The organism is Bacillus sp. WMMC1349, from assembly GCF_013155385.1.
Taxonomy (GTDB): domain Bacteria; phylum Bacillota; class Bacilli; order Bacillales; family Bacillaceae; genus Bacillus.
This window is the reverse complement of sequence record NZ_JABJUQ010000007.1, coordinates 2,649,019-2,673,486: the sequence shown is the minus strand read 5'-3', so window position 1 is coordinate 2,673,486 and position 24,468 is coordinate 2,649,019. Positions and strand designations below refer to the sequence as shown.

The 24,468-nt window shown below is 39.1% G+C and carries 21 protein-coding genes; 19 read left to right on the top strand and 2 right to left on the bottom strand.

From position 1 onward, the window contains the following. Positions 1 to 33 precede the first annotated feature (33 nt). The 3 genes from pfkA (at position 34) to HOO54_RS16045 (ending at position 3,280) form a co-directional block, all read left to right on the top strand. Complete coding sequence (gene pfkA / locus HOO54_RS16055) at positions 34 to 993, top strand: 6-phosphofructokinase (protein ID WP_172297001.1); 960 nt, start codon at positions 34 to 36, stop codon at positions 991 to 993. 25 nt (positions 994 to 1,018) lie between these two features. Then, complete coding sequence (gene pyk, locus HOO54_RS16050) at positions 1,019 to 2,776, top strand: pyruvate kinase (protein ID WP_172296999.1); 1,758 nt, start codon at positions 1,019 to 1,021, stop codon at positions 2,774 to 2,776. 117 nt (positions 2,777 to 2,893) lie between these two features. After that, the gene (locus HOO54_RS16045; protein WP_172296997.1) at positions 2,894 to 3,280 is read left to right on the top strand and encodes an FxsA family protein; all 387 of its coding nucleotides are present in this window, start codon (positions 2,894 to 2,896) and stop codon (positions 3,278 to 3,280) included. A 46-nt stretch (positions 3,281 to 3,326) separates the two neighbouring features. On the opposite strand, the gene ytvI is transcribed toward HOO54_RS16045, so the two are convergent. Next, a complete protein-coding gene (ytvI, locus tag HOO54_RS16040; protein ID WP_172296995.1) occupies positions 3,327 to 4,436 on the bottom strand; it encodes a sporulation integral membrane protein YtvI in 1,110 nt (369 codons plus the stop codon). Between the two features lie 97 nt (positions 4,437 to 4,533). Here ytvI and HOO54_RS16035 point away from each other — a divergent pair, with 97 nt between their 5' ends. The 4 genes from HOO54_RS16035 to mdh all read left to right on the top strand — a co-directional run bounded on the left by HOO54_RS16035 (position 4,534) and on the right by mdh (position 8,997). Further along, positions 4,534 to 4,998 carry a DUF441 domain-containing protein gene (locus HOO54_RS16035; protein WP_172296993.1) on the top strand — a complete coding sequence of 155 codons (465 nt, stop codon included), beginning with the start codon at positions 4,534 to 4,536 and terminating at the stop codon, positions 4,996 to 4,998. A 530-nt stretch (positions 4,999 to 5,528) separates the two neighbouring features. Further along, positions 5,529 to 6,647, top strand: coding sequence for a citrate synthase (citZ, locus tag HOO54_RS16030; protein ID WP_172296991.1), 1,119 nt, complete (start codon positions 5,529 to 5,531; stop codon positions 6,645 to 6,647). Between the two features lie 104 nt (positions 6,648 to 6,751). Continuing rightward, a complete protein-coding gene (gene icd, locus HOO54_RS16025; protein WP_172296989.1) occupies positions 6,752 to 8,020 on the top strand; it encodes an NADP-dependent isocitrate dehydrogenase in 1,269 nt (422 codons plus the stop codon). 38 nt (positions 8,021 to 8,058) lie between these two features. Continuing rightward, positions 8,059 to 8,997: a malate dehydrogenase gene (gene mdh / locus HOO54_RS16020; RefSeq protein ID WP_172296987.1), complete on the top strand. Its 939-nt coding sequence runs from the start codon at positions 8,059 to 8,061 to the stop codon at positions 8,995 to 8,997. A gap of 879 nt (positions 8,998 to 9,876) precedes the next feature. On the opposite strand, the gene HOO54_RS16015 is transcribed toward mdh, so the two are convergent. Further along, positions 9,877 to 10,284 (bottom strand): DUF6985 domain-containing protein, encoded by a 408-nt coding sequence (locus HOO54_RS16015; RefSeq protein ID WP_172296985.1) that lies wholly within the window; start codon positions 10,282 to 10,284, stop codon positions 9,877 to 9,879. 1,020 nt (positions 10,285 to 11,304) lie between these two features. Between HOO54_RS16015 and HOO54_RS16010 the strand changes: the two genes are divergently transcribed. The 12 genes from HOO54_RS16010 (at position 11,305) to HOO54_RS15955 (ending at position 24,452) form a co-directional block, all read left to right on the top strand. Further along, on the top strand, positions 11,305 to 12,027 hold the full coding sequence (locus HOO54_RS16010; protein WP_172296983.1) for a response regulator transcription factor: 723 nt from the start codon (positions 11,305 to 11,307) through the stop codon (positions 12,025 to 12,027). Beyond that, positions 12,020 to 13,753: a two-component system histidine kinase PnpS gene (gene pnpS, locus HOO54_RS16005; RefSeq protein WP_172296981.1), complete on the top strand. Its 1,734-nt coding sequence runs from the start codon at positions 12,020 to 12,022 to the stop codon at positions 13,751 to 13,753. Before HOO54_RS16010 ends, pnpS begins: the two co-directional genes overlap by 8 nt. Before the next feature lie 229 nt (positions 13,754 to 13,982). Next, positions 13,983 to 16,622: a DNA polymerase I gene (gene polA / locus HOO54_RS16000; protein ID WP_172296979.1), complete on the top strand. Its 2,640-nt coding sequence runs from the start codon at positions 13,983 to 13,985 to the stop codon at positions 16,620 to 16,622. A gap of 18 nt (positions 16,623 to 16,640) precedes the next feature. Beyond that, on the top strand, positions 16,641 to 17,468 hold the full coding sequence (gene mutM / locus HOO54_RS15995; protein WP_172296977.1) for a DNA-formamidopyrimidine glycosylase: 828 nt from the start codon (positions 16,641 to 16,643) through the stop codon (positions 17,466 to 17,468). Positions 17,469 to 17,604: 136 nt separating this feature from the next. Further along, a complete protein-coding gene (gene ytaF / locus HOO54_RS15990) occupies positions 17,605 to 18,237 on the top strand; it encodes a sporulation membrane protein YtaF (RefSeq protein WP_172296975.1) in 633 nt (210 codons plus the stop codon). A 16-nt stretch (positions 18,238 to 18,253) separates the two neighbouring features. Beyond that, positions 18,254 to 18,850, top strand: a complete 597-nt coding sequence (coaE, locus tag HOO54_RS15985) for a dephospho-CoA kinase (protein ID WP_172296973.1) — start codon at positions 18,254 to 18,256, stop codon at positions 18,848 to 18,850. A 142-nt stretch (positions 18,851 to 18,992) separates the two neighbouring features. Further along, on the top strand, positions 18,993 to 20,015 hold the full coding sequence (locus HOO54_RS15980) for a glyceraldehyde-3-phosphate dehydrogenase (protein WP_172296971.1): 1,023 nt from the start codon (positions 18,993 to 18,995) through the stop codon (positions 20,013 to 20,015). Positions 20,016 to 20,251: 236 nt separating this feature from the next. Continuing rightward, a complete protein-coding gene (gene speD, locus HOO54_RS15975; protein ID WP_172296969.1) occupies positions 20,252 to 20,632 on the top strand; it encodes an adenosylmethionine decarboxylase in 381 nt (126 codons plus the stop codon). 228 nt (positions 20,633 to 20,860) lie between these two features. Then, on the top strand, positions 20,861 to 21,319 hold the full coding sequence (gene nrdR, locus HOO54_RS15970) for a transcriptional regulator NrdR (RefSeq protein ID WP_172296967.1): 459 nt from the start codon (positions 20,861 to 20,863) through the stop codon (positions 21,317 to 21,319). 106 nt (positions 21,320 to 21,425) lie between these two features. Next, entirely contained in the window at positions 21,426 to 22,850 is a 1,425-nt protein-coding gene (gene dnaB / locus HOO54_RS15965) for a replicative helicase loading/DNA remodeling protein DnaB (RefSeq protein ID WP_172296965.1), read from the top strand. Between the two features lie 19 nt (positions 22,851 to 22,869). Then, positions 22,870 to 23,802 (top strand): primosomal protein DnaI, encoded by a 933-nt coding sequence (gene dnaI, locus HOO54_RS15960; RefSeq protein WP_172296963.1) that lies wholly within the window; start codon positions 22,870 to 22,872, stop codon positions 23,800 to 23,802. A 17-nt stretch (positions 23,803 to 23,819) separates the two neighbouring features. Then, complete coding sequence (locus tag HOO54_RS15955; RefSeq protein WP_172296961.1) at positions 23,820 to 24,452, top strand: TVP38/TMEM64 family protein; 633 nt, start codon at positions 23,820 to 23,822, stop codon at positions 24,450 to 24,452. Positions 24,453 to 24,468 lie beyond the last annotated feature (16 nt).

The following is a 24,468-nucleotide window of genomic DNA, read 5'->3' as shown; positions in this document are numbered from 1 at the left end:
GGTAATTTTATATAAGTTTTCGAGGTGAAAAAAATGAAACGTATCGGAGTATTGACGAGTGGCGGCGATTCACCAGGAATGAATGCGGCTGTTCGGGCAGTTGTGAGAAAAGCAATATACCACAATGTGGAAGTATACGGAATTTATAACGGCTATTCAGGTCTTATCAACGGAAAAATTGAGAAACTGGAAATTGGTTCTGTTGGAGATATTATTCATCGTGGAGGAACAGCGCTTTATTCAGCAAGATGTCCTGAGTTTAAAACAGTAGAAGGACAGAAAAAAGGTATAGAAAATTTAAAGAAATATGGTATAGAAGGATTAGTTGTGATTGGTGGAGACGGTTCTTATATGGGAGCCAAGAAGTTAACGGAACATGGATTCCCATGTGTAGGTGTTCCAGGAACAATCGATAATGACATTCCGGGAACAGATTTAACGATTGGCTTTGATACAGCTTTAAACACTGTTATTGATGCCATCGATAAAATTAGAGACACAGCAACATCTCATGAACGTACATATGTGGTAGAAGTTATGGGGCGCCATGCAGGTGATATCGCTTTGTGGTCAGGTTTGGCAGGAGGAGCGGAGTCCATCCTTATTCCTGAGGCAGATTACGATATGGATAAAATCATCGCCAAACTGAAAAGAGGTCACGAACGCGGCAAGAAACATAGTATTATCATTGTTGCCGAAGGTGTAGGTAGCGGCGTAGAGTTCGGAAAACGAATTGAAGAAGCTACCAAGTTTGAAACAAGAGTATCAGTACTTGGACACATTCAACGTGGTGGTTCACCGACTGCAGCTGATCGCGTATTAGCCAGCCGCCTTGGAGCGTTTGCAGTTGAACTGCTTCTTGAAGGTAAAGGTGGACGTTGTGTCGGCATACAAAATAATCAGCTTGTACACCATGATATTATCGAAATCCTTGATCATAAACATACCATTGATCAGAATATGTACCGCCTGTCACAAGAATTGTCTATTTAGTGGATAACCCGAGGAGGAAGAAATAATGAGAAAGACAAAAATCGTTTGTACAATTGGTCCGGCAAGTGAAAGTATTGAAAAGCTTACACAACTAATGGAAGCAGGAATGAATGTAGCTCGGCTCAATTTTTCTCATGGAAATCATGAAGAACATGCCGCAAGAATTAAAAACATCAGAGAAGCAGCGAACAAACTTGGAAAAGATATCGGTATTCTTCTTGATACAAAAGGCCCAGAAATTCGCACGCACAATATGGAAAATGATGCTATCGAACTGAATACAGGTTCTGAAGTGATCGTTTCAATGGACGAAGTAAGCGGAACACCTGAAAAATTTTCTGTTACGTATGAAGGTTTAGTAGATGACGTAACAAAAGGTTCAACCATTTTACTTGATGATGGATTAATCGGACTTGAAGTCATTGAAGTAAGAGCGGACAAGCGTGAAATTTTGACAAAGGTACTTAACAGTGGAGTCTTGAAAAACAAAAAAGGTGTCAATGTGCCAGGTGTTAGTGTTAATCTTCCAGGCATCACCGAAAAAGATGCGCAAGATATCGTTTTCGGAATTGAGCAAGGTATTGATTTTATCGCAGCATCTTTTGTACGTCGCCCATCAGATGTTCTTGAAATTCGCGAATTGCTTGAAAAACATGAAGCAACTGACATTCAAATCATTCCAAAAATTGAAAATCAGGAAGGTGTCGACAATATCGACCGCATTCTTGACGTATCAGATGGTCTAATGGTTGCCCGCGGTGACTTAGGTGTTGAAATTCCTGCTGAGGAAGTTCCACTCGTTCAAAAAGACTTGATTAAAAAATGTAATACGTTAGGTAAACCTGTTATTACAGCAACGCAAATGCTTGACAGTATGCAACGCAACCCACGCCCAACACGCGCTGAAGCAAGTGACGTTGCAAATGCAATCTTTGATGGCACTGATGCGATCATGCTTTCTGGTGAAACAGCAGCTGGAAATTATCCAGTAGAGGCGGTTCAAACAATGCACAATATTGCGTCACGTGCAGAAGAAGCGCTCAATCACAAAAAAATCCTTTCTGCTAGAAGCAAACAAGTTGGCATTTCAATTACAGATGCGATCGGACAATCTGTTGCACATACAGCAATTAACTTGGGAGTAGCAGCAATTGTTGCACCTACTGAGAGCGGACATACAGCAAGAATGATTTCTAAATATCGTCCAAAAGCACCGATTGTAGCGGTGACGGTAGATGATTCTGTGTCAAGAAAATTGGCTCTTGTTTTTGGTGTTTTTGCAAAAAGTGGACAAAACCACAAATCAACAGATGAAATGCTTGAAAATGCAGTTCAAAGATCACTTGAAAGCGGTCTAGTCAACAATGGTGACCTAGTTGTCATTACAGCTGGTGCTGTTGGTGAAGCAGGTACAACCAACTTAATGAAAGTGTTGGTTGTTGGCGATGCAATTGTTAAAGGTCAAGGCGTTGGACGTAAATCTGCGTTTGGCGAAGTGGTTGTTGCTCACAATGCAAAAGAAGCAGCTGAAAAAATGAAACAAGGGGCCGTATTAGTAACAAAATCTACTGATCGCGATATGATTGGAGCTCTTGAAAAAGCATCAGCCCTTATTACGGAAGAAGGCGGCTTAACAAGCCATGCGGCAGTTGTTGGCCTAAGTCTTGGTATCCCTGTTATCGTCGGAGCAGAAAAAGCAACTTCGATTTTAACAGCTGGAGAAGATATCACAGTTGACTCCGCTCGGGGTGTTGTCTACAAAGGACATGCCAGCGTACTTTAATGCTTAAGTGAAAAAAGAAGGGATCAGTTCCCTTCTTTTTTTACAGTTAGAGAAAAATAAAGTATGATAAGGGCAGTTAGTTATTCACGTTCTTAAAGGACTTCTGAGGTGAAAACAATGAAGCTTTTTTTATTGGTTCTTGTCATCGTTCCTGCAAGTGAAATCGGTCTGTTCTTATTGTCTGCAAACTGGATCGGTATTTTGCCAACAGTGTTGCTCATTATTTTGACAGGTTTTTTAGGAGCAGTCCTTGCCAAAAAACAGGGTATAGAGGTTTACCATAAAGTTCAGCGCGATCTTCAATATGGAAAAATGCCAGGAGATGCGATTTTAGATGGGCTCTGTATCTTTATTGGTGGTATATTGCTTCTCCTGCCTGGATTTGTATCAGATTTGATCGGTTTGCTGCTCTTGCTTCCGTTGTCCCGAAACAGACTAAAGCCATTCTTATCCCGTAAATTAAAGAGGATGTCTGATAGAAGACGGGTAAAAATTATCAAATAAACTAGGGGCGGCAGCCTGCTGATAAAGCGGATTGTCGTTTATTTTTTTACTTTCCTTTAATAAAAAGCCATATGTCTTTGCAAATCCCGGTATGAATGAAAGCCTGAATCACAACGAAAAGAGCTGGTCCTATCATCAGCCCGAAAAACCCGAACAGTTTGAAACCGGCAAAAAGTGCAACTAATGCCCCCAACGGATGAAGCCCGATCGACTTGCTTAATATTTTCGGTTCAGCAAGTTGCCTGACGAGCAGAACAACAGTGTACAAAACTCCAATACTAATCGCAAGTGGCAATTGTTTTGTCAGTACTAAATATAAAATCCAGGGAACAAAAACAGACCCTGCGCCTAAATATGGAAGAAGATCAATAAGTCCAGTAAAAAACGCAATTGTAAATGCATGATTGACTTGTAACAGCAAAAGACCGATCAAGACAAGGAGCATTGTGATACCGACAAGTGTGAGCTGCGCCTTCAAAAAACCGCTCAAAGCTTTTTTTAATTCAATGTAGACAGCTCTGGCTCCTATAAGCAGGCGTTCCGGTAAAGCAACTTGAATCCCATTTGTAAATTTGTAAAAATCCTTGCTTATAAAAAATGTAGCTAATAAGGAAATCATCAGTGCAGCTGCTGTGTTGGGAAGAAATGCAAAAAAATGAGACACAGATTCAAGAATGATGGATAGTAACGAAGCAGTACTTGAGGTGATTTTACTGGTTAGGTGTTGAATTTGAGCAATAATGGATTCTTGCTGATCTGCTTCAAGGCCGTCAAAAAATGCGGCAAACTGATTGTAAAGTGGCATGATCTGATTTGTGAAAAATGCTTCACTGTAAATCGCAACTTTGTTAAGCTGAACGGGCAGCATTTTAGCTAAGTATGCCGTACCAGAAACAATTTCCGCAATAATCAAAGTCAAAAGTCCAAATCCTGCAATTAAAAACCCACTTAGAACGATCAAAACATTGATACCTCTTGAAAAACCTGTGCGCTGTTCAAACCACTCAACAACAGGATTGATGATAACAGCAAGAATAAGCGCGAAAAGAAAAGGATAAATAACTGAAAAAGAATAGTAGCCGGCAGTTCCGACTGCTGCTATCACAAATAGTACATAACCAGCCCGAAACGCAATTGCTAAATAAGGTTGATTCACTTCTATTATCCTCCGATCAAAAAGCGTGTCCTATTTTTCATTTTATTCATGAGACCTGTTATTATGAAAAAGGTATAAAAAAATGGAGATGAAACAAATGTTTACTCAAGCCAATTTATTTTTGCTTCTTTTACTAGGGATTGGTTTTCTAGCGAAAAACCAGTCTTTAATCATAGCTGTATCTGTTCTTTTAGTGATCAAACTCATAGGTCTTGATCAAAAATGGTTTCCCACCATTCAAACAAAGGGAATTCATTGGGGGGTAACTGTGATTACAATAGCCGTTCTTGTCCCTATTGCAACGGGAGATATCGGTTTTAAACAGCTTGTTGAAGCGATGAAATCATATTATGCTTGGATCGCTCTCGGCGCTGGTGTTCTCGTTGCTTTGATCGCTAAAAATGGTATTATCCTGCTTGCGGAAGATCCGCATATCACGACAGCACTTGTGTTTGGAACGATCCTTGCTGTTGCTCTATTTAATGGGATCGCTGTCGGTCCTTTAATCGGGGCTGGTATCGCCTATTTTGTGATGCAAGTTGTTCAATATTTCACCGCTTAGCCAACTGTACCCCAATCATGATAGGGGTGCAGTTTTTAATGTGATCCTACGATTTAACTTCAGTGCTCTGTACTTAGGAGAAGTTCAAAAATTTATTATAGGTAAAAATTATATAAAGAAATAAATTTTTCTTATATTGAAAAACAAAAGAGTTGCGTTTGTTCACAATTATTAAAATCTTTCTATTAAAAATTTCTGCAAATAAATACGGAATCAGACATGATTCAACAAGGGATTTGACTGTGATGAGTGAAGTGAAATCATTGATTCATTAAGCCTTATAAGCATTTTCGGTTAAAAACCTACAAATTTATCTGATAATTGTTTATAATAAAAATAAGCTTAATCTTCATTAAGCTGATCGGAGGATTGAATGGGATATGACAACATGATTGTTTTATTTGTAAAACAAAATAATGAAAGCATTTTCTTTTTGGGGTAAAAAAGAGAGTGTACCATGTTGCATTGTCATCACTCCGTACTGCAGTTTTATTTTTTATAGGGGAAACTTAAAAAAGGGAGAGATGTATATGACAGCAACTCGCGGACTAGAAGGGGTAGTCGCTACTTCATCATCAGTTAGTTCAATTATTGATGATACCCTTACATATGTAGGGTATAATATTGATGAATTGACGGAAAAAGCCAGTTTTGAAGAAATCATTTATTTGCTTTGGCATTTAAGGTTGCCAAACAAAGAGGAGCTTGCTGAGCTCAAACACCAACTTTCAGATCAAGCTGGCATCCCCAAACAGCTAATCGATCATTTTAAATCCTGTACCAATGAGAAAGTCCATCCGATGGCAGCGCTTCGTACAGCCGTTTCATTATTGGGCCTATTGGACGAAGACGCGGATCAAATGGATGCGGATGCAAATTACAGGAAAGCAGTACGTCTGCAAGCAAAGATGCCGGGAATTGTCGCTGCTTTTTCAAGAATCCGCAAAGGACTTGACCCTATCGAACCAAACCCTAAGCTTAGCTTTGCCGCAAATTTTCTCTACATGTTAAATGGAAAAGAACCTACACCTGTTGAAGTGGAAGCTTTTGATAAAGCATTGATTCTTCATGCTGATCATGAGCTGAATGCATCTACTTTTACAGCTAGGGTATGTGTGGCTACACTTTCAGATATTTATTCAGGTGTAACAGCCGCTATTAGCGCTTTAAAAGGTCCACTGCACGGCGGCGCAAATGAAGCCGTCATGAAAATGCTTGCAGAAATCGGAGAAGTGGAAAACGCAGAGCCGTATATACGAGCTAAACTCAGAAAAAAAGAAAAGATTATGGGTTTCGGTCATCGCGTCTACCGTCAAGGAGATCCACGGGCAAAACACTTGAAGGAAATGAGCAGGCGGTTAACGAATTTAACCGGTGAGAGCAAATGGTTTGAGATATCTGAACGGGCAGAGGAAATCGTCAGATCAGAAAAAAAGCTGCCGCCAAATGTAGACTTTTACTCGGCATCAGTTTATCATAGCTTGGGAATCGATCATGACCTGTTTACACCAATTTTCGCCATTAGCAGAGTATCAGGTTGGTTAGCTCATATTCTAGAACAATATGAAAATAACCGCTTAATACGCCCGCGGGCTGATTACACAGGACCAAACATGCAGACATTCATTCCGATTGAGGAAAGAAGCTGATAATTTGCGCAGGAGGTTGCCGTAATATTTGGCTGGCCTCTTTCACTGTTCTTTTTAAACTATGAATACCGAAGTTTATTACATATTTTATGGGAGGTTTTATCGTGACACAAGGTGAAAAAATTACAGTCTCTAGCGGAGTATTAAATGTTCCAAATCATCCAATTATCCCGTTTATTGAAGGGGATGGAACAGGCCCTGATATTTGGAGAGCTGCTTCAAAAGTTTTAGAAGCAGCTGTAGAAAAAGCGTATAAAGGTGAGAAGAAAATCACCTGGAAAGAAGTATATGCTGGAGAAAAAGCGTTCAACAAAACAGGTGAATGGCTTCCGAAAGAAACACTGGACACCATTCGTGAGTACTTTATCGCAATTAAAGGTCCTTTAACAACTCCGGTGGGAGGCGGAATTCGTTCATTGAACGTCGCACTCAGACAGGAACTTGATTTGTTTACGTGTTTAAGGCCGGTTCGCTACTTCACCGGTGTACCTTCTCCTGTTAAGCGTCCTGAAGATACGGATATGGTCATCTTTCGCGAAAATACAGAAGATATTTATGCTGGCATTGAATATGCCAAAGGCTCCAAAGAGGTTGAGAAATTAATTACTTTCCTAAAAAATGAACTTGGCGTTAATAAAATCCGTTTTCCAGAAACTTCAGGAATCGGAATTAAACCGGTCTCAGAAGAAGGAACATCAAGACTTGTTAGAGCTGCAATTGAATATGCAATTGAAAACGACCGCAAATCTGTGACCCTTGTTCATAAAGGAAATATCATGAAGTATACTGAAGGTGCCTTTAAAAATTGGGGATATGAGGTAGCTGAAAAAGAATTTGCCGATCAAGTGTTTACATGGGCGGAGTATGATCGCATTGCTGAAAAGGATGGCAAAGATGCAGCTAATCAGGCGCAAAGTGAAGCTGAAGCAGCTGGGAAAATCATTATCAAAGACAGCATCGCTGATATTTTCCTTCAACAAATTTTGACTCGCCCAGCTGAATTCGATGTTGTGGCAACAATGAATTTAAATGGTGATTATATTTCTGATGCCCTTGCAGCTCAAGTTGGTGGAATTGGGATTGCACCTGGAGCAAACATCAATTATGAAACTGGACACGCTATTTTTGAAGCGACTCACGGAACTGCTCCTAAATATGCTGGGCTTGACAAGGTGAATCCATCTTCGGTTATTCTTTCTGGCGTTTTGCTTCTTGAACATTTAAACTGGAATGAGGCTGCAGATCTCGTTATAAAAGCGATGGAAAAAACAATTGCGTCTAAAGTAGTCACTTATGACTTTGCGCGCTTGATGGAAGGTGCAACAGAAGTCAAATGTTCTGAGTTTGGGGATGAACTCATTAAAAACATGTAATAAACTGTGACAATAACAACTAAAAGGGGTAGAGAAACATGGGAAAGAAGCGTAATAAAGTATCTGTGATTGGAGCTGGTTTTACAGGTGCAACAACTGCATTTTTAACAGCTCAAAAAGAGTTGGCTGATGTCGTATTGGTTGACATTCCTCAACTGGAGAATCCTACAAAGGGGAAAGCACTGGATATGTTAGAAGCTAGTCCTGTTCAAGGGTTTGATGCTAGTATTAAAGGGACGGCGAATTATGAAGATACAGCTGATTCAGATATTGTCGTCATTACCGCGGGAATCGCCAGAAAACCGGGAATGAGCCGTGATGACCTTGTCGCAACGAATGAAAAAATTATGAGAAGTGTAACAAAAGAGATCGTCAAATATTCACCTGAATGTATGATTATCGTCTTGACCAATCCTGTTGATGCGATGACATATGCCGTATACAAAGAATCTGGTTTTCCAAAAGAACGGGTTATTGGTCAATCAGGGGTATTGGATACAGCACGATTCAGAACGTTTGTTGCTGAAGAACTAAACCTTTCTGTCAAAGATATCACAGGTTTTGTACTAGGTGGACATGGAGATGATATGGTCCCACTGGTCCGTTACTCATATGCAGGCGGAATCCCGCTGGAAACACTTCTTCCAAAAGATCGCATTGATGCAATTGTTGAAAGGACAAGAAAAGGCGGAGGAGAGATTGTAAATCTGCTAGGAAACGGTAGTGCCTATTATGCTCCTGCTGCTTCCTTAACTGAAATGGTTGAGGCAATCTTGAAAGATCAACGTCGCGTTTTACCGACAATTGCTTATCTTGAAGGTGAATATGGCTACAATGGAATCTATCTAGGAGTACCAACAATTATCGGTGGAAACGGTCTTGAAAAGATCATTGAACTGGAACTGATGGAAGATGAAAAGAAACAGCTTGATCAATCTGTTCAATCCGTTAAAAACGTCATGAAAGTGCTCTCTTAAGTATTCGGACAGGAAGTGTCTAAAGGACTAGATTTGAGGCACAAAGGGTTAAAGAAAGTGTTTGATAACTGCTAAACAAAAAACATACTGACATTAGTAGCGCAGACCAAGACTGTGGTTTGTGCTACTATTTTTTATAGCAGAAGTGAAGAAAGGACGAACAGCCCCGAGACCATTTAGAGTCCGCACTATATATGTCAGGCCCTCTGAGACCGTGTATAAGAAAATGGAATCGATAAGGCTTTTATGGTTGGCTAAAAAAGCGGAAGATAATGAAACATGTAGTCGCCCTTGATGTCAGTATGGGCAAAAGTCCAATGGTTATTTACAATCAGTATCGTCAATGTGAGCAGAAAAAGAGATTGACCATAATCGCCCCTCTTTTGAACAACTTCATAGAATACTTCAAGCCCTAACTCATCGAGATGGACAAGACCTGAAATGATTTTTGAAGCAACAGGTGTATATTCCAAAACGTTAGAACGGTTCTTTCAAGACTATGATATATACATATTGCCGTATAAATGGCTTCGATGCGAGCAGAAGAGAAAGGAGTCGCCCTCCTTGAAGATAATTGGCTAGCGAAAAAATAATTATTTCATTAGGTCTAATTTGGTGTGCGCAACACAACTTTGAAAAAATCTTAAAGGGAGTCAAAAATCGACTTATGGGAAAGCCCCCAAGCAAAAACAAAAACACCTGCTGCGTGCTTTTTGTTTATTGTTATCTAAGTTTAATAGTTTGTTACTTATGCACAGCGTTATTGTTCATTTCTAGTAATTTATCATATCAGCTTATGCTAGTTTTATAGCAACTTCTGAAGATATAACCTTAATCGAATCTCGTTGTCAAATGAATAACCGCTTCTGATTTAAAATATTATAGTACAATATCTTGAAGTCCTACTTCTATTACTTTTTCATTCTCAATACTAATTCCTAATCCATGTTCTGGTTCCCAAGTGCAATCACATAATATCCCTACTCTTCTAACTCCATCTTCAAAATCATATCTAATTAATAAGCATGTTAGCGTTACAAGTTTCCCTAGTTCTTCTATTGATGAAATTGTAGGAGCATTTTTTTCTACTTCTTCACTATCACTTTGCATCGCCCTGTGATCTTCAAAGTTTTCTAAATAATACTTGAAAACCTCTTCCTCACTTTCCTTTATTACGATGGGCATACTTGCATGAAATTGTGAAAACGCATCCCTTTGGTTCTGAGTAATCTCCTCATTCTCTTCACCATAAATGTTCAAAAGTATTTTTCGTTTTTTGTCAAACATTGTTATTTATGCCATTCTTGTCCACGAATCTTCATAAACAATTTCTCCAAACAATTCGTCTTTTTTCATTTTTAGGTAATTACCCTTTCTTATTTTACTTCACTAAACCACCAAGATGCCTAAATTTAGAATGAATACTCCTCAGAAATAATTGCATGGTTTTACCATCATCAAGCTCGTGTCAAGTGTACTTATTTTGCGCTCTCCATTTTGCCACTTCAGTCCTTGCTGTTTTTCCGCTGAGACTTTCTCACCAAGCATATCTTTACCTATGAAGGAGCTGTCTAAAAAGTCCTTTTTCAACATAAATCAGGGGGAATTGCGAGACTCCTGCGGAAAGCGAGCAAATTCCCCAATTTTTATTCAGAGGACAGCCCCATTTGAAGCGACAAAGCCGTATGCGACCGTTTCCGCCCTTGTATGCCTTTCGTTGTTTTATAGGCGGTTAGTGCATGCTCAGCGACGCTAAAGGTTTTTGCTGTATATTCATAGTTTAACAATAAAAAAACTAAACTGAGAAGTAGAGCCGTACGCTCTCTCTTTTACACACTTTTCTTGACAAACCCTTAAAACCACCAAAAAGGTCTTTAGGCAATTAAGGTGGCTTTCATTATATTGCTTTTAATACTTCATCTACAGCATTGCTAAACATTTTTGGATCTTCGCTTTTTATGTCTCTTAATAAATTTATGATTATCTCTTTTGTCTTGTCATCTAACTTTAAAAAGAGATTGTTCATTCGTCATATCTGTTTATCTTTTCAGAAATCAGCAGATGTCGTAGTACCTTCTGAACACGAGTACGGATTGAATATATGTAATCAATTGAAAAACAAGACATAAACATGCCCCCAGAGCATATATCTATTCATAATCATCTACCCGAACATACAATAAAACGGTGATCGGATTAATTAAATAAAAATTCAAATTGTCGAACAGGTCGAAGTTCGTTAAAATAAGAATACAGATAGAGATAGAGATAGAGATGTCGGGGAAATATAAAGCCTGGAGGCATGTCATGAGCAAAAAAATATTAGTTGTTGATGATGAAGAATCGATTGTGACACTTCTTAAATATAATCTTGAACGGTCCGGCTATCATGTGGTGACAGCTATGGATGGAGAGAGCGGCTTATTAAAAGCCATCGAAGAGAAGCCTGATTTAATTGTGCTCGATCTTATGTTGCCAAAAATGGATGGTATTGAAGTTTGTAAGGAATTGAGACAGCAAAAACTCATGTATCCGATTTTAATGCTGACTGCAAAAGACGATGAATTTGATAAAGTGCTAGGACTTGAACTCGGAGCCGATGATTATATGACAAAACCGTTCAGTCCGCGGGAGGTTACTGCAAGAGTCAAAGCAATTTTAAGAAGAACGCAGTCGGTCGCTGTTCTGCCTGATGAAGCAGAAGAAACGGATGCATCCGAACTTTTGATTGGCGACCTTAAAATACTACCGGAACATTATGAGGTATATTTTCAAGATGAGCGGCTTGAACTGACACCGAAGGAATTTGAGTTGTTGCTTTATCTTGGAAAACATAAAGGAAGAGTGTTGACGAGAGACCTGCTTTTGAATGCGGTTTGGAATTATGACTTTGCCGGAGATACGCGGATTGTCGATGTCCATATTAGCCATTTGCGTGACAAAATAGAACAAAACACGAAAAAACCTCAATACATAAAAACAATCAGAGGTTTGGGTTACAAAATGGAGGAGCCGAAACTGAATGATTAAATTTCGGACGCGACTTTTAGCGGCCCTTTTAACGCTCCTGATTTTTGTATTTGCATCACTCGGTTTTCTTCTTGTGCATTTGTTTCACACAAATTACGACGCAAAACTAATTCATCATATTGAAGAAGAAACTAGCTTGATTTCTTCATTGGTCGATACTGAGCAGCTTACATCTCAAAAGCAAATTGCGTTATTAAAAAAAACAAGCCGAGAACTGGATAGTGATATCTCAGTTATCGATACAAAAGGTCGGGTTCTTTTTCATGATGGAAAATATCCTGAAGGTCATGTGATCAAACAAATAATAGAAAACGATAAAGAAGAAGGTTTTCAAATAAAGACTGATGACGAATCAATCTTTCACTATGTGCAACCATTAAAGGATAGTGGAAAACTACACGGCTACATGTTGATTCGTTCAACGATTGAACCGTTACATGATATCGATCAAAAGATTTGGATTCTTCTTGGCGTTAGTCTTGGAACGGCTTTTCTCATTATAGCTGGGCTTGGTGCAAGAATCACTTCTCAATATACAAATCCGATTGAATCGGCAACTCAAGTTGCAATTGAGCTTGCAAAAGGAAATTATAAAGCAAGGACATATAATGAAGATGAGACAATGCTTAGCCAGTCGATTAATATGCTTGCTCAAAATTTGCAAGACATGACAAGAGCACAGGAAATGCAACGGGATCGCCTGCAAACTGTGATTGAAAATATCGATTCCGGACTGATTTTAATTGACGGAAAAGGCTATATTCATTTAGTGAATCGAGCTTATCAAAAGCAATTCCATGTTGAAGCTGACCAGCTTCTTTACCACTTTTATCACGAAGTGTTGGAACATGAAGAAATCATCGATCTCATCGAAGCAATTTTTATGACCGAAACAAAAGTCCGCAAAATGTTTCATCTGCCGATTAAGATTGAAAGAAGATATTTTGAAATTGATGGGGTTCCGATTATCGGTATTAATGATGAATGGAAAGGGATTGTTCTTGTTTTCCATGATATGACAGAGAGAAAACAGCTTGAAGAGATGAGAAAAGATTTTGTTGCGAATGTTTCCCACGAATTAAAAACGCCAATTACTTCGATCAAAGGATTTACTGAAACACTGTTAGATGGGGCGATGAATGAACGAGAAACGCTGCAGCAATTTCTCTCGATTATTTTAAAAGAAAGCGGACGTCTTGAAACCCTCATTCAAGATCTTTTAGATCTTTCCAAAATTGAGCAGCAAACCTTTACTTTAAATATTCAAGAGTGTGATATCGGTGAATTACTTGAAGAAATTGAAATGCTATTAAAAAGTAAAGCTGAGGAAAAAAAGATCGTACTGAAGTTGAACAAACCGAAAGAAACGGCACTTGCTTCTGGAGATCCTCACAGATTAAAGCAAATTTTTTTAAATTTAGTCAATAATGCCTTGACATACACATCAGAAAATGGGACTGTAACCATTTCAGCTGAAGTCTTACAGAGTGTGGTGCAAGTTAAAGTGAAGGACACAGGCATTGGCATCAAACATGAAGAAATCTCAAGAATTTTTGAGCGCTTTTATAGAATTGATAAAGATAGAAGCAGAAATTCAGGAGGCACAGGCCTTGGTCTTGCGATCGTCAAACATCTGGTTGAAGCACACCATGGAGAAATCGATGTTGAAAGTGAGCAAGGAGAAGGTACTATTTTTACCGTTCGCTTAAAACGTGGAGAACGTTAACAATCTTTACAAAGGCTTAACACCTTTCATATACACGATTAAAACTTCATTGATAATATATCAGTGAACCCCTTCATCCAAGGAGCCAATTGGACGGGCGCGAGAGTACTCGCGTCCTTTTTTTTGTTTTCTCAACAATTTTCCTTTCAAAATGAACTTTGCTAAAATAAACAATAGATCAATATGAAGACGATGGAAGTTCTTATAAGGGCTTTTTAGGAGGATCAAGATGACGAACAGAAAAAAAATGGTGCTGGTTGACGGAAATAGCTTGGCTTATCGTGCCTTTTACGCATTGCCTCTTCTCAGCAATGAAAAAGGAATACATACAAATGCAGTATACGGCTTTACGATGATCTTAATGAAAATGCTAGAAGAAGAAAAACCGACCCATATGCTTGTTGCTTTTGATGCAGGAAAGACGACATTCAGACATAAAACATTTAAAGAATATAAAGGAGGCAGGCAGAAGACACCCCCTGAACTTTCAGAACAAATGCCGTTTATTCATGAACTCTTAGATGCCCACCGCATCGCCAGATATGAACTTGAACATTATGAGGCTGATGATATTATTGGAACACTAGCCAAATCTGCTGAAAAAGACGGTTTTGAAGTTAAGATTTTCTCCGGTGATAAGGATTTAACACAACTTGCAACAAAAGAGACAACCGTAGCCATTACGAAAAAAGGGATCACAGATGTTGAATATTATACACCTGATCATGTTCAGGAAAAATATGGGCTGACCCCTGAGCAAATCATTGATATGAAAGGTTTAATGGGAGACACATCAGACAATATACCAGGCGTACCAGGCGTCGGGGAAAAAACAGCGATCAAATTATTAAAGCAATTTCACACTGTTGAGGAACTTCTATCATCTATCGATGAGGTAAGCGGAAAAAAATTAAAAGAAAAGCTGGCTGAATTTCAAGAGCAGGCTTTAATGAGCAAACAGCTTGCAACGATTATGACAGAAGCCCCACTCGATATTCGTTTGAACGGTCTTGAATATGAAGGTTTTGATAGGGAAGCTGTTTTGAAAATATACAAAGATCTTGGTTTTAACTCTTTACTTGAGCGGATCGGTGAAGACCCGGAACAATCAAGGGAGGAACAGTTTGAAGAGATCGATGTAAACATGGTGACCAGCATCACAAATGATTTATTTGCTTCACCTGCTTCATTTGTAGTCGAACAGCTCGGAGATAACTATCATGAAGCAGAGATTCTTGGTTTTTCCATTGTTAATCAAAATGGCGCTTTCTTTCTTCCTAAAGACATTGCCATCAACTCTGAAGATTTTAAAAAATGGGTTGAGGATGAAACGAAACAGAAATGGGTATTTGATGCTAAACGCGCTGTTGTCGCCTTGCGTTGGCAAGGAATTGAACTGAGAGGAGCTGAGTTTGATGCACTGCTTGCTGCATACATTATCAATCCAGGCCATTCATTTGATGATGTCGCAAGTGTTGCAAGGGAATATCAATTGAAAATTGTTTCCTCAGATGAAGCGGTCTACGGAAAAGGGGCCAAACAAGCCGTTCCCAGTGAAAACGAACTTGCTGTTCATTTAGCTAGGAAAGGACAAGCCATTTCAATGCTCCATGAAAAACTGTTAGAAGAACTGGAAAAAAACAAGCAGTTGGCACTGTTTGAAGAGCTTGAAATGCCGCTTGCCCACATTCTTGGCGAAATGGAGTCGATCGGTGTTCAAGTTGATGTTGACAGACTCAAAAACATGGGTGAGGAATTGACAGGAAAACTGAAAGAGTACGAAAAACGAATTCATGAATCAGCGGGAGAAACTTTTAATATTAATTCACCTAAACAGCTTGGTGTGATCTTGTTTGAAAAACTTGGGCTTCCGGTCATCAAAAAAACAAAAACAGGCTTTTCTACATCAGCAGATGTTTTAGAAAAGCTTCGTGACAAGCATATCATCATCGAAGATATTCTTCACTACAGACAGATTGGTAAGCTACAGTCGACATATGTTGAAGGGCTTTTAAAAGTAATTCGTAAAGATACTTGTAAGGTGCATACTCGTTTTAATCAAGCATTAACGCAGACAGGAAGGCTTAGCTCAACTGACCCTAACTTGCAAAATATCCCGATTCGTCTTGAGGAAGGACGGAAAATTCGCCAAGCATTTGTTCCTTCACAAAAAGGCTGGCTGATGTTTGCAGCGGATTACTCCCAAATCGAGTTAAGAGTGTTGGCACATATTTCGAAGGACAAAAACTTAATTGAAGCATTTACAAATGATATGGATGTTCACACAAAAACAGCGATGGATGTATTTCATGTTTCTGAATCAGAAGTGACAGGGGCGATGAGAAGACAAGCGAAAGCTGTCAATTTCGGAATTGTTTACGGGATTAGTGATTATGGACTATCGCAAAACCTCGGAATTACAAGAAAAGAAGCGGCTGCATTTATTGAACGTTATTTTGACAGCTTTTCGGGTGTTAAAGAATATATGGAAGAAACTGTTCAAGATGCAAAACAAAAAGGTTATGTGACAACACTATTGAGCAGAAGAAGATATATTCCTGAGCTTACTAGCAGAAACTTTAACCTGCGCAGCTTTGCCGAGAGGACAGCGATGAACACACCGATACAAGGAAGTGCCGCAGATATTATTAAAAAAGCCATGATTGAAATGGCGGCCAAGCTGAAAGAAGAAAACCTTCAAGCTAAACTATTATTGCAGGTGCACGATGAATTAATTTTTGAAGCGCCTGAAGAAGAGATCAAAGTGCTAGAAAAGCTTGTACCTGAAGTGATGGAGAATGCGCTGCAACTCGATGTTCCACTTAAAGTCGATAGTGCATCAGGATCTTCTTGGTATGACGCGAAATAACGAAAAGGAAGTGATCTTGTGCCGGAACTGCCAGAGGTTGAAACTGTCCGGCGCACTCTTACCGGACTTGTCAAAGGAAAAACCATTGCTACAATCGAAATCAAGTGGGCAAACATTATTAAACGTCCGGGAGATCCTGAAGAATTTGCAAGGCTCCTTGTTGGAGAAACCATTGAATCAATTGACAGAAGAGGGAAATTTTTATTGTTTCACTTCGGTCATTGTGTAATGGTCTCCCACTTACGAATGGAAGGAAAATATGGACTTCATCAACAAGATGAACCACTTGATAAACATGTGCATGTGATTTTCAAATTTACAGACGGAACGGAGCTTCGCTACCGGGATGTTAGAAAATTTGGTACGATGCATGTATTTAAACCTGGTGAAGAAAGGACAGAGCTACCTCTGTGCCAGCTAGGTCCGGAACCTTTTAGTGACGAGTTTACGATTCGATATTTAAGAGAGCGTCTCAGCAAAACAAACCGTTCAGTTAAAACTGCATTGCTTGACCAGCGCGCAGTTGTCGGATTAGGAAATATTTATGTCGATGAAGCGCTGTTTAGAGCAGGGATACATCCTGAAACAAAGGCAAATCAATTAACATATAAGCAGACAGAGTGTCTCCATGAACAAATCATCCAGACATTAAAAGAAGCTGTTGAAGCAGGGGGAAGTACAGTCAGGTCTTACCTTAATTCACAAGGGGAAATCGGCATGTTTCAGCTACGTCTTTTTGTTTACGGCAGGAAAGACGAACCTTGCAAAAAATGTGGAACAGTCATTCGGAAAACAGTTGTTGGAGGACGAGGCACTCATTTTTGCATCAAGTGTCAAAAAAAATAATGTTAAAAATCATCAATCCGGTTCTTGTGTTGTTTCTTTTTGATTAAACAATACACAGATGGTTTTCTTTTCTCATATATATAAGAAGCCTATAAAAGCTGTTTCCTAGGCTATCAACAGAAAGGAAGAACCGGATATGATGTTTGCATCTTTCTTACTGCTGGCATTCGCTGTCAGCCTGGACAGTTTTTCAGTCGGTTTTACTTACGGATTACGCAAGCTGAAACTCCCTTTTAAAGCGATTTTAATTATCGCTTGTTGCTCAGGAACCGTCATGGTACTGGCCATGATGATCGGGTCATTTCTTTCTAAAATGTTCCCTGTCATTGTTACTGAAAGGCTTGGAGCGGTTATTTTAATGGGAATTGGCGTCTGGGTTTTGTACCAGTTTTTCAAACCGGAAAAAGAGCAGGATATTTCAATCTCAGAAAAAACACTGATTAACCTTGAATTTAAATCACTTGGAATCGTGATTCAAATTTTAAGAACACCGATGAGTGCAGATATTGATAAATCTGGAATCATCAACGGAATAGAAGCAGTCCTGCTCGGTTTTGCCCTTTCAATCGACGCGTTTGGTGCGGGAATTGGAGCGGCTACTTTAGGTTTTGCACCTGTTCCAATGAGTCTGACAGTAGCCATAATGAGCTCTTTGTTTGTATTCATGGGCATTCATGCGGGTCGTTTTTTATCAAGGTGGAACTGGATGAATAAACTGACTTTTCTTCCAGGGATATTACTTATTATGATCGGAATTTGGAAACTGTAAGAAAGGATGTGAGTTTGTGACATTGGTGATCGGTTTAACCGGTGGAATTGCTAGCGGGAAAAGTACTGTCGCACAAATGTTTCAAAAACGAGGAATTACAGTTGTTGATGCTGATTTAATTGCGAAAGAAGTTGTTGAAAAAGGAAAAGCAGCCTATCAAAAAATGATTGAGGTATTCGGTGAAAAGATCCTGCTTGATAACGGTGAGATCGATCGGAAGAAACTTGGTACACTTGTGTTTACAAACGAAGATAAACGAAAACAGTTAAATGAGATCGTTCATCCGGAAGTGAGAAATGAGATGATCAAACAACGGGACCAAGCAATTCAAGCGAATGAACAATTTGTCGTTCTTGATATACCACTTTTATATGAGAGCGGGCTTGAATCTTTAACAGACAAAGTGCTTGTTGTTTGGGTGCCGAAACAGCTTCAATTAGAACGGCTGATGAAAAGAAACCAGCTAACAGAAGAAGAGGCAAAAAATCGAATAAATGCTCAGCTGTCACTTGATGGAAAAAAGGAAAAAGCTGATGTGGTTATTGATAACAGCGGTAGCTTAGAAAATACAAAACAACAATTCGAAGAGCTGTTTGATCAATGCAAAAAGTGAGTGCGAAATATGCACTCGCTTTTTTTTAGTAAAATTATCTGTAGAAGAAATAAATGGTATATATTATTAATCGTAATGTGTTATACTTATTTTGAATAAAACATGATATGGAATGACATAAAAAATAAGGGGTGTTTGGTTGATGAAAGTAAAAGTTGCAATCAACGGATTTGGCCGGATTGGCAGAATGGTCTTTAGAAAAGCACTGCTTGATGAACAAATTGATATTGCAGTCATTAATGCGAGCTATCCAGCGGAAACACTCGCTCACTTAATAAAGTATGACACAAATCATGGACGTTTTGAGCTTGATATAAATACAGGGGAAGATTATCTTCTGATTAACGGTAAGAAAGTGATCTTGACCAATCAGCGTAACCCTCTCTTACTACCTTGGTCAGAACATGGAATCGATATTGTTGTGGAAGCAACCGGAAAATTCAATACAAAAGAAAAAGCGGCGGCCCATATTGAAGCAGGAGCAAAAAAAGTCATCTTAACTGCACCTGGAAAGAATGAGGACATTACGATCGTAATGGGTGTTAATGAGCGTGAGTTTGATGCGGAGCGGCACACGATTATTTCAAATGCTTCTTGCACAACGAATTGTCTTGCACCTGTCGCCAAAGTGCTTGATGATGCATTTGGGATTGAAAACGGTCTCGTGACAACTGTTCACGCTTTTACAAATGATCAAAACAATATTGACAACCCACACAAGGATCTTAGAAGGGCACGAGCTTGCGGTTCTTCCATCATTCCGACCACTACAGGAGCAGCGAAAGCTTTGTCACTTGTTATGCCGCATTTAAAAGGGAAAATGCATGGCTTGGCTTTAAGGGTTCCCGTCTCTAATGTTTCACTTGTTGATCTTGTTGCAGATTTAAAAAGCGATGTAACAGTTGAAAATATTAACGAAGTATTTCAAATGGCATCCGCAGGTTCAATGGCAGGAATTATTGATGTTTGCGATGAACCGCTTGTGTCATCTGATTTTAATACAAATCCTTATTCAGCCGTTATCGATAGTCTTTCAACAATGGTACTGGACAATAGAAAAATGAAAGTGCTTGCATGGTATGATAACGAATGGGGATATTCCTGCCGGGTTGTTGATTTAATCAAATATGTCGCTTTAAGAATGAAACATCTATCAACTGTATAAAATAAAAGCATGGACGGAGATAAAATAAAAAACCCCTTATTCAACATTTAAACAAAACCGCCTTGCAAAAAAGAATCAAACAAAGTATACTATTTTTCGTGAACTTCTAGTTCGTGAGCGCTTCGGCATTACTTAAAGGGTTAGGACCTCTCCGGACTAACTTTCCCCCGTGGTAAATGACCGGTTCAGTTGCTTAGAAATTCACTTTTTAATTCTTGTTAAGGGGGGTCCATGCTATGGAAACAATGGGGCGTCACGTTATCTCCGAACTATGGGGATGCGATTTTGATAAGCTGAATGACATGGATTTTATTGAAAAAACGTTTGTAAATGCGGCACTGAAGTCAGGTGCTGAGGTAAGAGAGGTTGCGTTTCATAAATTTGCACCACAAGGTGTGAGCGGTGTGGTCATTATCTCCGAGTCACATCTAACCATCCACAGTTTTCCTGAACACGGATATGCCAGCATTGATGTTTATACTTGCGGAGACTTAGATCCGAATGTAGCTGCAGATCATATTGCAGATGAGTTGAAAGCAGAAACAAGAGAAAACATTGAAATACCGAGAGGCATGGGACCTGTTCAGCTAAAACAGGCAAAAGTACAGGCACTTTAATGTCAAAGGAGGAGCCGGATTAAAAAGTCCGCTCCTTTTTCTTTATCTGTTTTTCCTTGGAAATATAGAGAATTTCTAATAAAATAGAGAGAGAAGTGTACATGGGCTGAGAATGTTTTCCGTAAAAATGGGTGATCACAACCTATAGACCAGTTTGACTTGACACTCAGATCCATCAGAACATGACATTGCTATACCTAACAAACAATTGAATAGGGAGCTGAAAACATGAGGTGTCCAGCATGTCAGCATAACGGATCAAGGGTTTTGGATTCCCGTCCGGTTGACGAAAGCAGGTCGATTCGCAGAAGACGAGAATGTGAATCATGCCATTATCGGTTTACTACATTTGAAAAAGTGGAAGAAATTCCGCTTATTGTGGTCAAAAAAGAAGGAATTCGTGAAGAATTCAGCAGGGAGAAGATTCTCCGCGGGTTAATCAAAGCTTGTGAAAAACGACCTGTCGCTTTAAAACAGCTTGAAGATATTTGTTTTGAGATTGAAAAAGAACTCAGAAATCAAGGCGCTTCTGAAGTGAAAAGTGAAAGCATCGGTGAGTTGGTGATGGACCGTCTGGCTAAAATTGATGAAGTTGCCTATGTCAGATTTGCTTCAGTATACCGCCAATTTAAAGATATTAATGTGTTCATCGATGAATTAAAGGATTTAATAAAGAAAGAACGTTAAAGAGCTGAAAGATTTTCCAGCTCTTTTCTCATGACAAAACCATGAACTGAAGAACAAAAAAAGTGTAAAATGGGGACAAGAAACGAATTGGAAGGTTGGTAAAGATATGAGTAATTATTGGAACGATTTGCTTCCTGTTGATCCTTATATGGTCAAAAGTGATGGGTTGCTACAGGATTTGGATAGGCAAATCATCACTCTTTTATATCAGCCTTTAATCGGCTCTTTTTCACTCAGCCTGTATTTTACGCTTTGGGGTGAGCTTGAAAAAAACAGTGTTTGGGGGGAAAGCTCAACCCACAAACAACTAATGGGTGCACTGCAATCCAACCTAAAAGCAATCCATTCTGAAAAAGGAAAACTCGAGGGGATTGGACTGTTAAAGACGTATGTAAAAGAATCGGAAAGCGAACGTCTTTTTATATATGAATTAATTCCTCCGCTAAGACCAAATGAATTCTTTCAGGACGGGATGCTGAATGTATTTTTGTATAATCGTGTCGGTAAAACGAGGTACCAGCAGCTAAAAGAATATTTTTCTCATCCTTCGGTGCCTGAAGGATTTCGCGATATGACTCGTTCATTCAATGACGTCTTTTCTTCTGTTCAACCGAGCGAATGGAAAATGTCTGATGATATGATGGAGACATTGGAACTTAGCGATGATCAAGAATTTTTAAAAGAGGGACAAAGTCGTTCACTTTCCGTGACAGATGATGTGTTTGATTTTGATTTGTTTCTAGCAGGATTATCTGAGGCACTAATACCTAGAAAAGCACTAAATGATCAGGTGAAAGAAACAATTAAAAAATTGGCTTTCCTTTATGGAATTGATCCTATGCAAATGCAAAGTGTTGTGATGTCTGCCATAGATGAACATGATACAATCACGATAGAAGCACTTAGAAAGGCAGCAAGTGATTGGTATCAGATCGAAAGAAACGGTTTGTTACCTGAACTTGTTGATAAAGTGCAACCGCTCAGGTTACGTGAGCAACCGAATGAAAAACAAGCAAATAGATCAAAGGAAGACGATTTAATCGCACTGCTTGAAAGAGTATCTCCAAGGAAATTGCTACAAGATATCGGTGAAGGTGCAGAGCCTTCTAAAGCTGAATTGAAAATAGTCGAAGAGATTATGTTTGACCAAAAGTTAGCGCCAGGTGTCGTAAATGTTCTAATTTATTACGTGATGCTAAAAACTGATATGAAGCTTTCGAAAAACTATATTCAAACCATTGCCTCCCACTGGGCAAGAAAACAGGTGCAGACAGTAAGGGAAGCTATGAAGCTTGCCAAAGAAGCACACCGTGAATATTTAGAGCGTACGAAAGGAAAGAACAGAAAGACTAATCAAAGTAAAAGGGTCATCAGAGAAGAAAAACTGCCGGATTGGTTAGAGGATAGCAAGACTTCCGAAAATAAATCTGACCAAACTAAAGAGAATGTAGCAAACCATAAAGATTTTGACCTGCAAAAACAGAAGATGCTTGAAGAAGTGAAAAAATTAAGAAAGCATTCTGCCCTTTAAAATGTGAGGTGAGCTAAATATGGAGCCGATAAAACGTGCTTTGCAAGGTGTGACAACAAGACCTGATTTTCAAAAACGACTTGAAGAAATGAAAAACAAGGTTCTCTCTGATAAGGGTGTTCAAGAGTTTTTAAAAAACCATCAATCAGAAGTGGACCGAACAATGATCGACAGAAGTTTAAACAAGCTGTTTGAATATACACAACAAAGCAAAGCTTGCCATGATTGTCCCGGTCTTAAAGAATGTAAAAACTTGATTCAAGGTTACTATCCAAAGCTGATGCTAAATGGAAAAACAATTGATGTCCAGTATGATATTTGTCCCGAAAAGCGCAGATATGATGAACTGGAAAGGCAACGTTCATTAATTAAAAGCATTTATATCCCAAGAGATTTACTTGATGCTACATTAGCGGATATTGATGGGGATGATCAGAGCAGGCTTAAGGTTATTCAACTTGTGACAGAATTTTTTCATACTTACCATGAAACAGGCAAAGGAAAAGGAATTTATCTCCACGGTAAATTTGGGGTAGGCAAAACTTTTATGCTCGCTGCAATTGCTAATGAACTTGCCGCAAATGATCATTCATCTGTTCTTGTCTATGTTCCAGAGTTTGTCAGAGAATTGAAAAATGCTATTCATGATCAATCATTGGAAGTGAAGCTTGATATGGTCAAATCAACGCCAGTTCTTATGCTTGATGATATTGGTGCGGAATCCATGTCTAGCTGGGTCAGGGATGAGGTGCTGGGTACAATTCTTCAACACAGAATGTCACTACAGCTGCCAACATTTTTTTCTTCAAACTTTAGTCCAGATGATTTAAAACACCATTTCACATATTCCCAAAGGGGAGAAAAAGAGGATGTAAAGGCGGCAAGGCTGATGGAAAGGGTGTTGCATTTAGCGACACCTGTACGGCTTGACGGGAACAATCGCCGTAAATGATCAGGAGATGAAAAAAGATGTCGATAAAAACGCTCGGCAAGTGGATGGCGGTCGTTGTGATCGTTGCAGTGGGAATCTGGTTTAATGCTAAATTTGTTAATATCAATCCTAAGCAAATTCGGGAATGGGTCATGTCATTTGGAATTTTTGCTCCGATGATGTATATCGGTTTTTTAATTATCCGTCCGTTTTTATTGTTACCTGCTTCCGTATTTGCTGTGAGCGGCGGGCTCGCATTTGGTCCGCTGTTAGGTTCTTTATATTGTTTTGTCGGAGCAGCTGGAGGAGCGTTTTTATCGTTTGCACTGGCATACAAGATCGGTGCAAATTTTAACAGAGTATCCGTAAAATTAAAAACACTTCGAATGATTTTACACAAAAACAGTTTCATTTATATTCTTTATTTGAGGCTTGCACCGATTCATTTTGATACTGTCAGCTATGCAGCTGGCATCTTCAAAGTGAAACCGCTCTCGTTTTTAGCTGCCACTTCTATTGGGATCATACCTGGCACTATTATTTTAAATATGCTCGGATCAAGCTTGCTATCAGGAGATATCACAGCTATTATCATCACCTTATTCATTTATCTTCTTTTTATCACTGTCCCGCTAGTACTGAGAAAGAAGATGATGGAGCTATTTCAATAAAGGCTCACCTTTTTTT

Bases quoted from the DNA above. Each gene is read 5' to 3' on its own strand.
- HOO54_RS15980 (WP_172296971.1), top strand. From the start codon at position 18,993: ATGAAAGTAAAAGTTGCAATCAACGGATTTGGCCGGATTGGCAGAATG.
- HOO54_RS16045 (WP_172296997.1), top strand. From the start codon at position 2,894: ATGAAGCTTTTTTTATTGGTTCTTGTCATCGTTCCTGCAAGTGAAATC.
- nrdR (WP_172296967.1), top strand. From the start codon at position 20,861: ATGAGGTGTCCAGCATGTCAGCATAACGGATCAAGGGTTTTGGATTCC.
- HOO54_RS15955 (WP_172296961.1), top strand. From the start codon at position 23,820: ATGTCGATAAAAACGCTCGGCAAGTGGATGGCGGTCGTTGTGATCGTT.
- pyk (WP_172296999.1), top strand. From the start codon at position 1,019: ATGAGAAAGACAAAAATCGTTTGTACAATTGGTCCGGCAAGTGAAAGT.
- dnaI (WP_172296963.1), top strand. From the start codon at position 22,870: ATGGAGCCGATAAAACGTGCTTTGCAAGGTGTGACAACAAGACCTGAT.
- dnaB (WP_172296965.1), top strand. From the start codon at position 21,426: ATGAGTAATTATTGGAACGATTTGCTTCCTGTTGATCCTTATATGGTC.
- speD (WP_172296969.1), top strand. From the start codon at position 20,252: ATGGAAACAATGGGGCGTCACGTTATCTCCGAACTATGGGGATGCGAT.
- polA (WP_172296979.1), top strand. From the start codon at position 13,983: ATGACGAACAGAAAAAAAATGGTGCTGGTTGACGGAAATAGCTTGGCT.
- HOO54_RS16035 (WP_172296993.1), top strand. From the start codon at position 4,534: ATGTTTACTCAAGCCAATTTATTTTTGCTTCTTTTACTAGGGATTGGT.
- citZ (WP_172296991.1), top strand. From the start codon at position 5,529: ATGACAGCAACTCGCGGACTAGAAGGGGTAGTCGCTACTTCATCATCA.
- ytaF (WP_172296975.1), top strand. From the start codon at position 17,605: ATGATGTTTGCATCTTTCTTACTGCTGGCATTCGCTGTCAGCCTGGAC.
- mdh (WP_172296987.1), top strand. From the start codon at position 8,059: ATGGGAAAGAAGCGTAATAAAGTATCTGTGATTGGAGCTGGTTTTACA.
- pnpS (WP_172296981.1), top strand. From the start codon at position 12,020: ATGATTAAATTTCGGACGCGACTTTTAGCGGCCCTTTTAACGCTCCTG.
- HOO54_RS16010 (WP_172296983.1), top strand. From the start codon at position 11,305: ATGAGCAAAAAAATATTAGTTGTTGATGATGAAGAATCGATTGTGACA.
- HOO54_RS16015 (WP_172296985.1), bottom strand. From the start codon at position 10,284: ATGTTTGACAAAAAACGAAAAATACTTTTGAACATTTATGGTGAAGAG.
- pfkA (WP_172297001.1), top strand. From the start codon at position 34: ATGAAACGTATCGGAGTATTGACGAGTGGCGGCGATTCACCAGGAATG.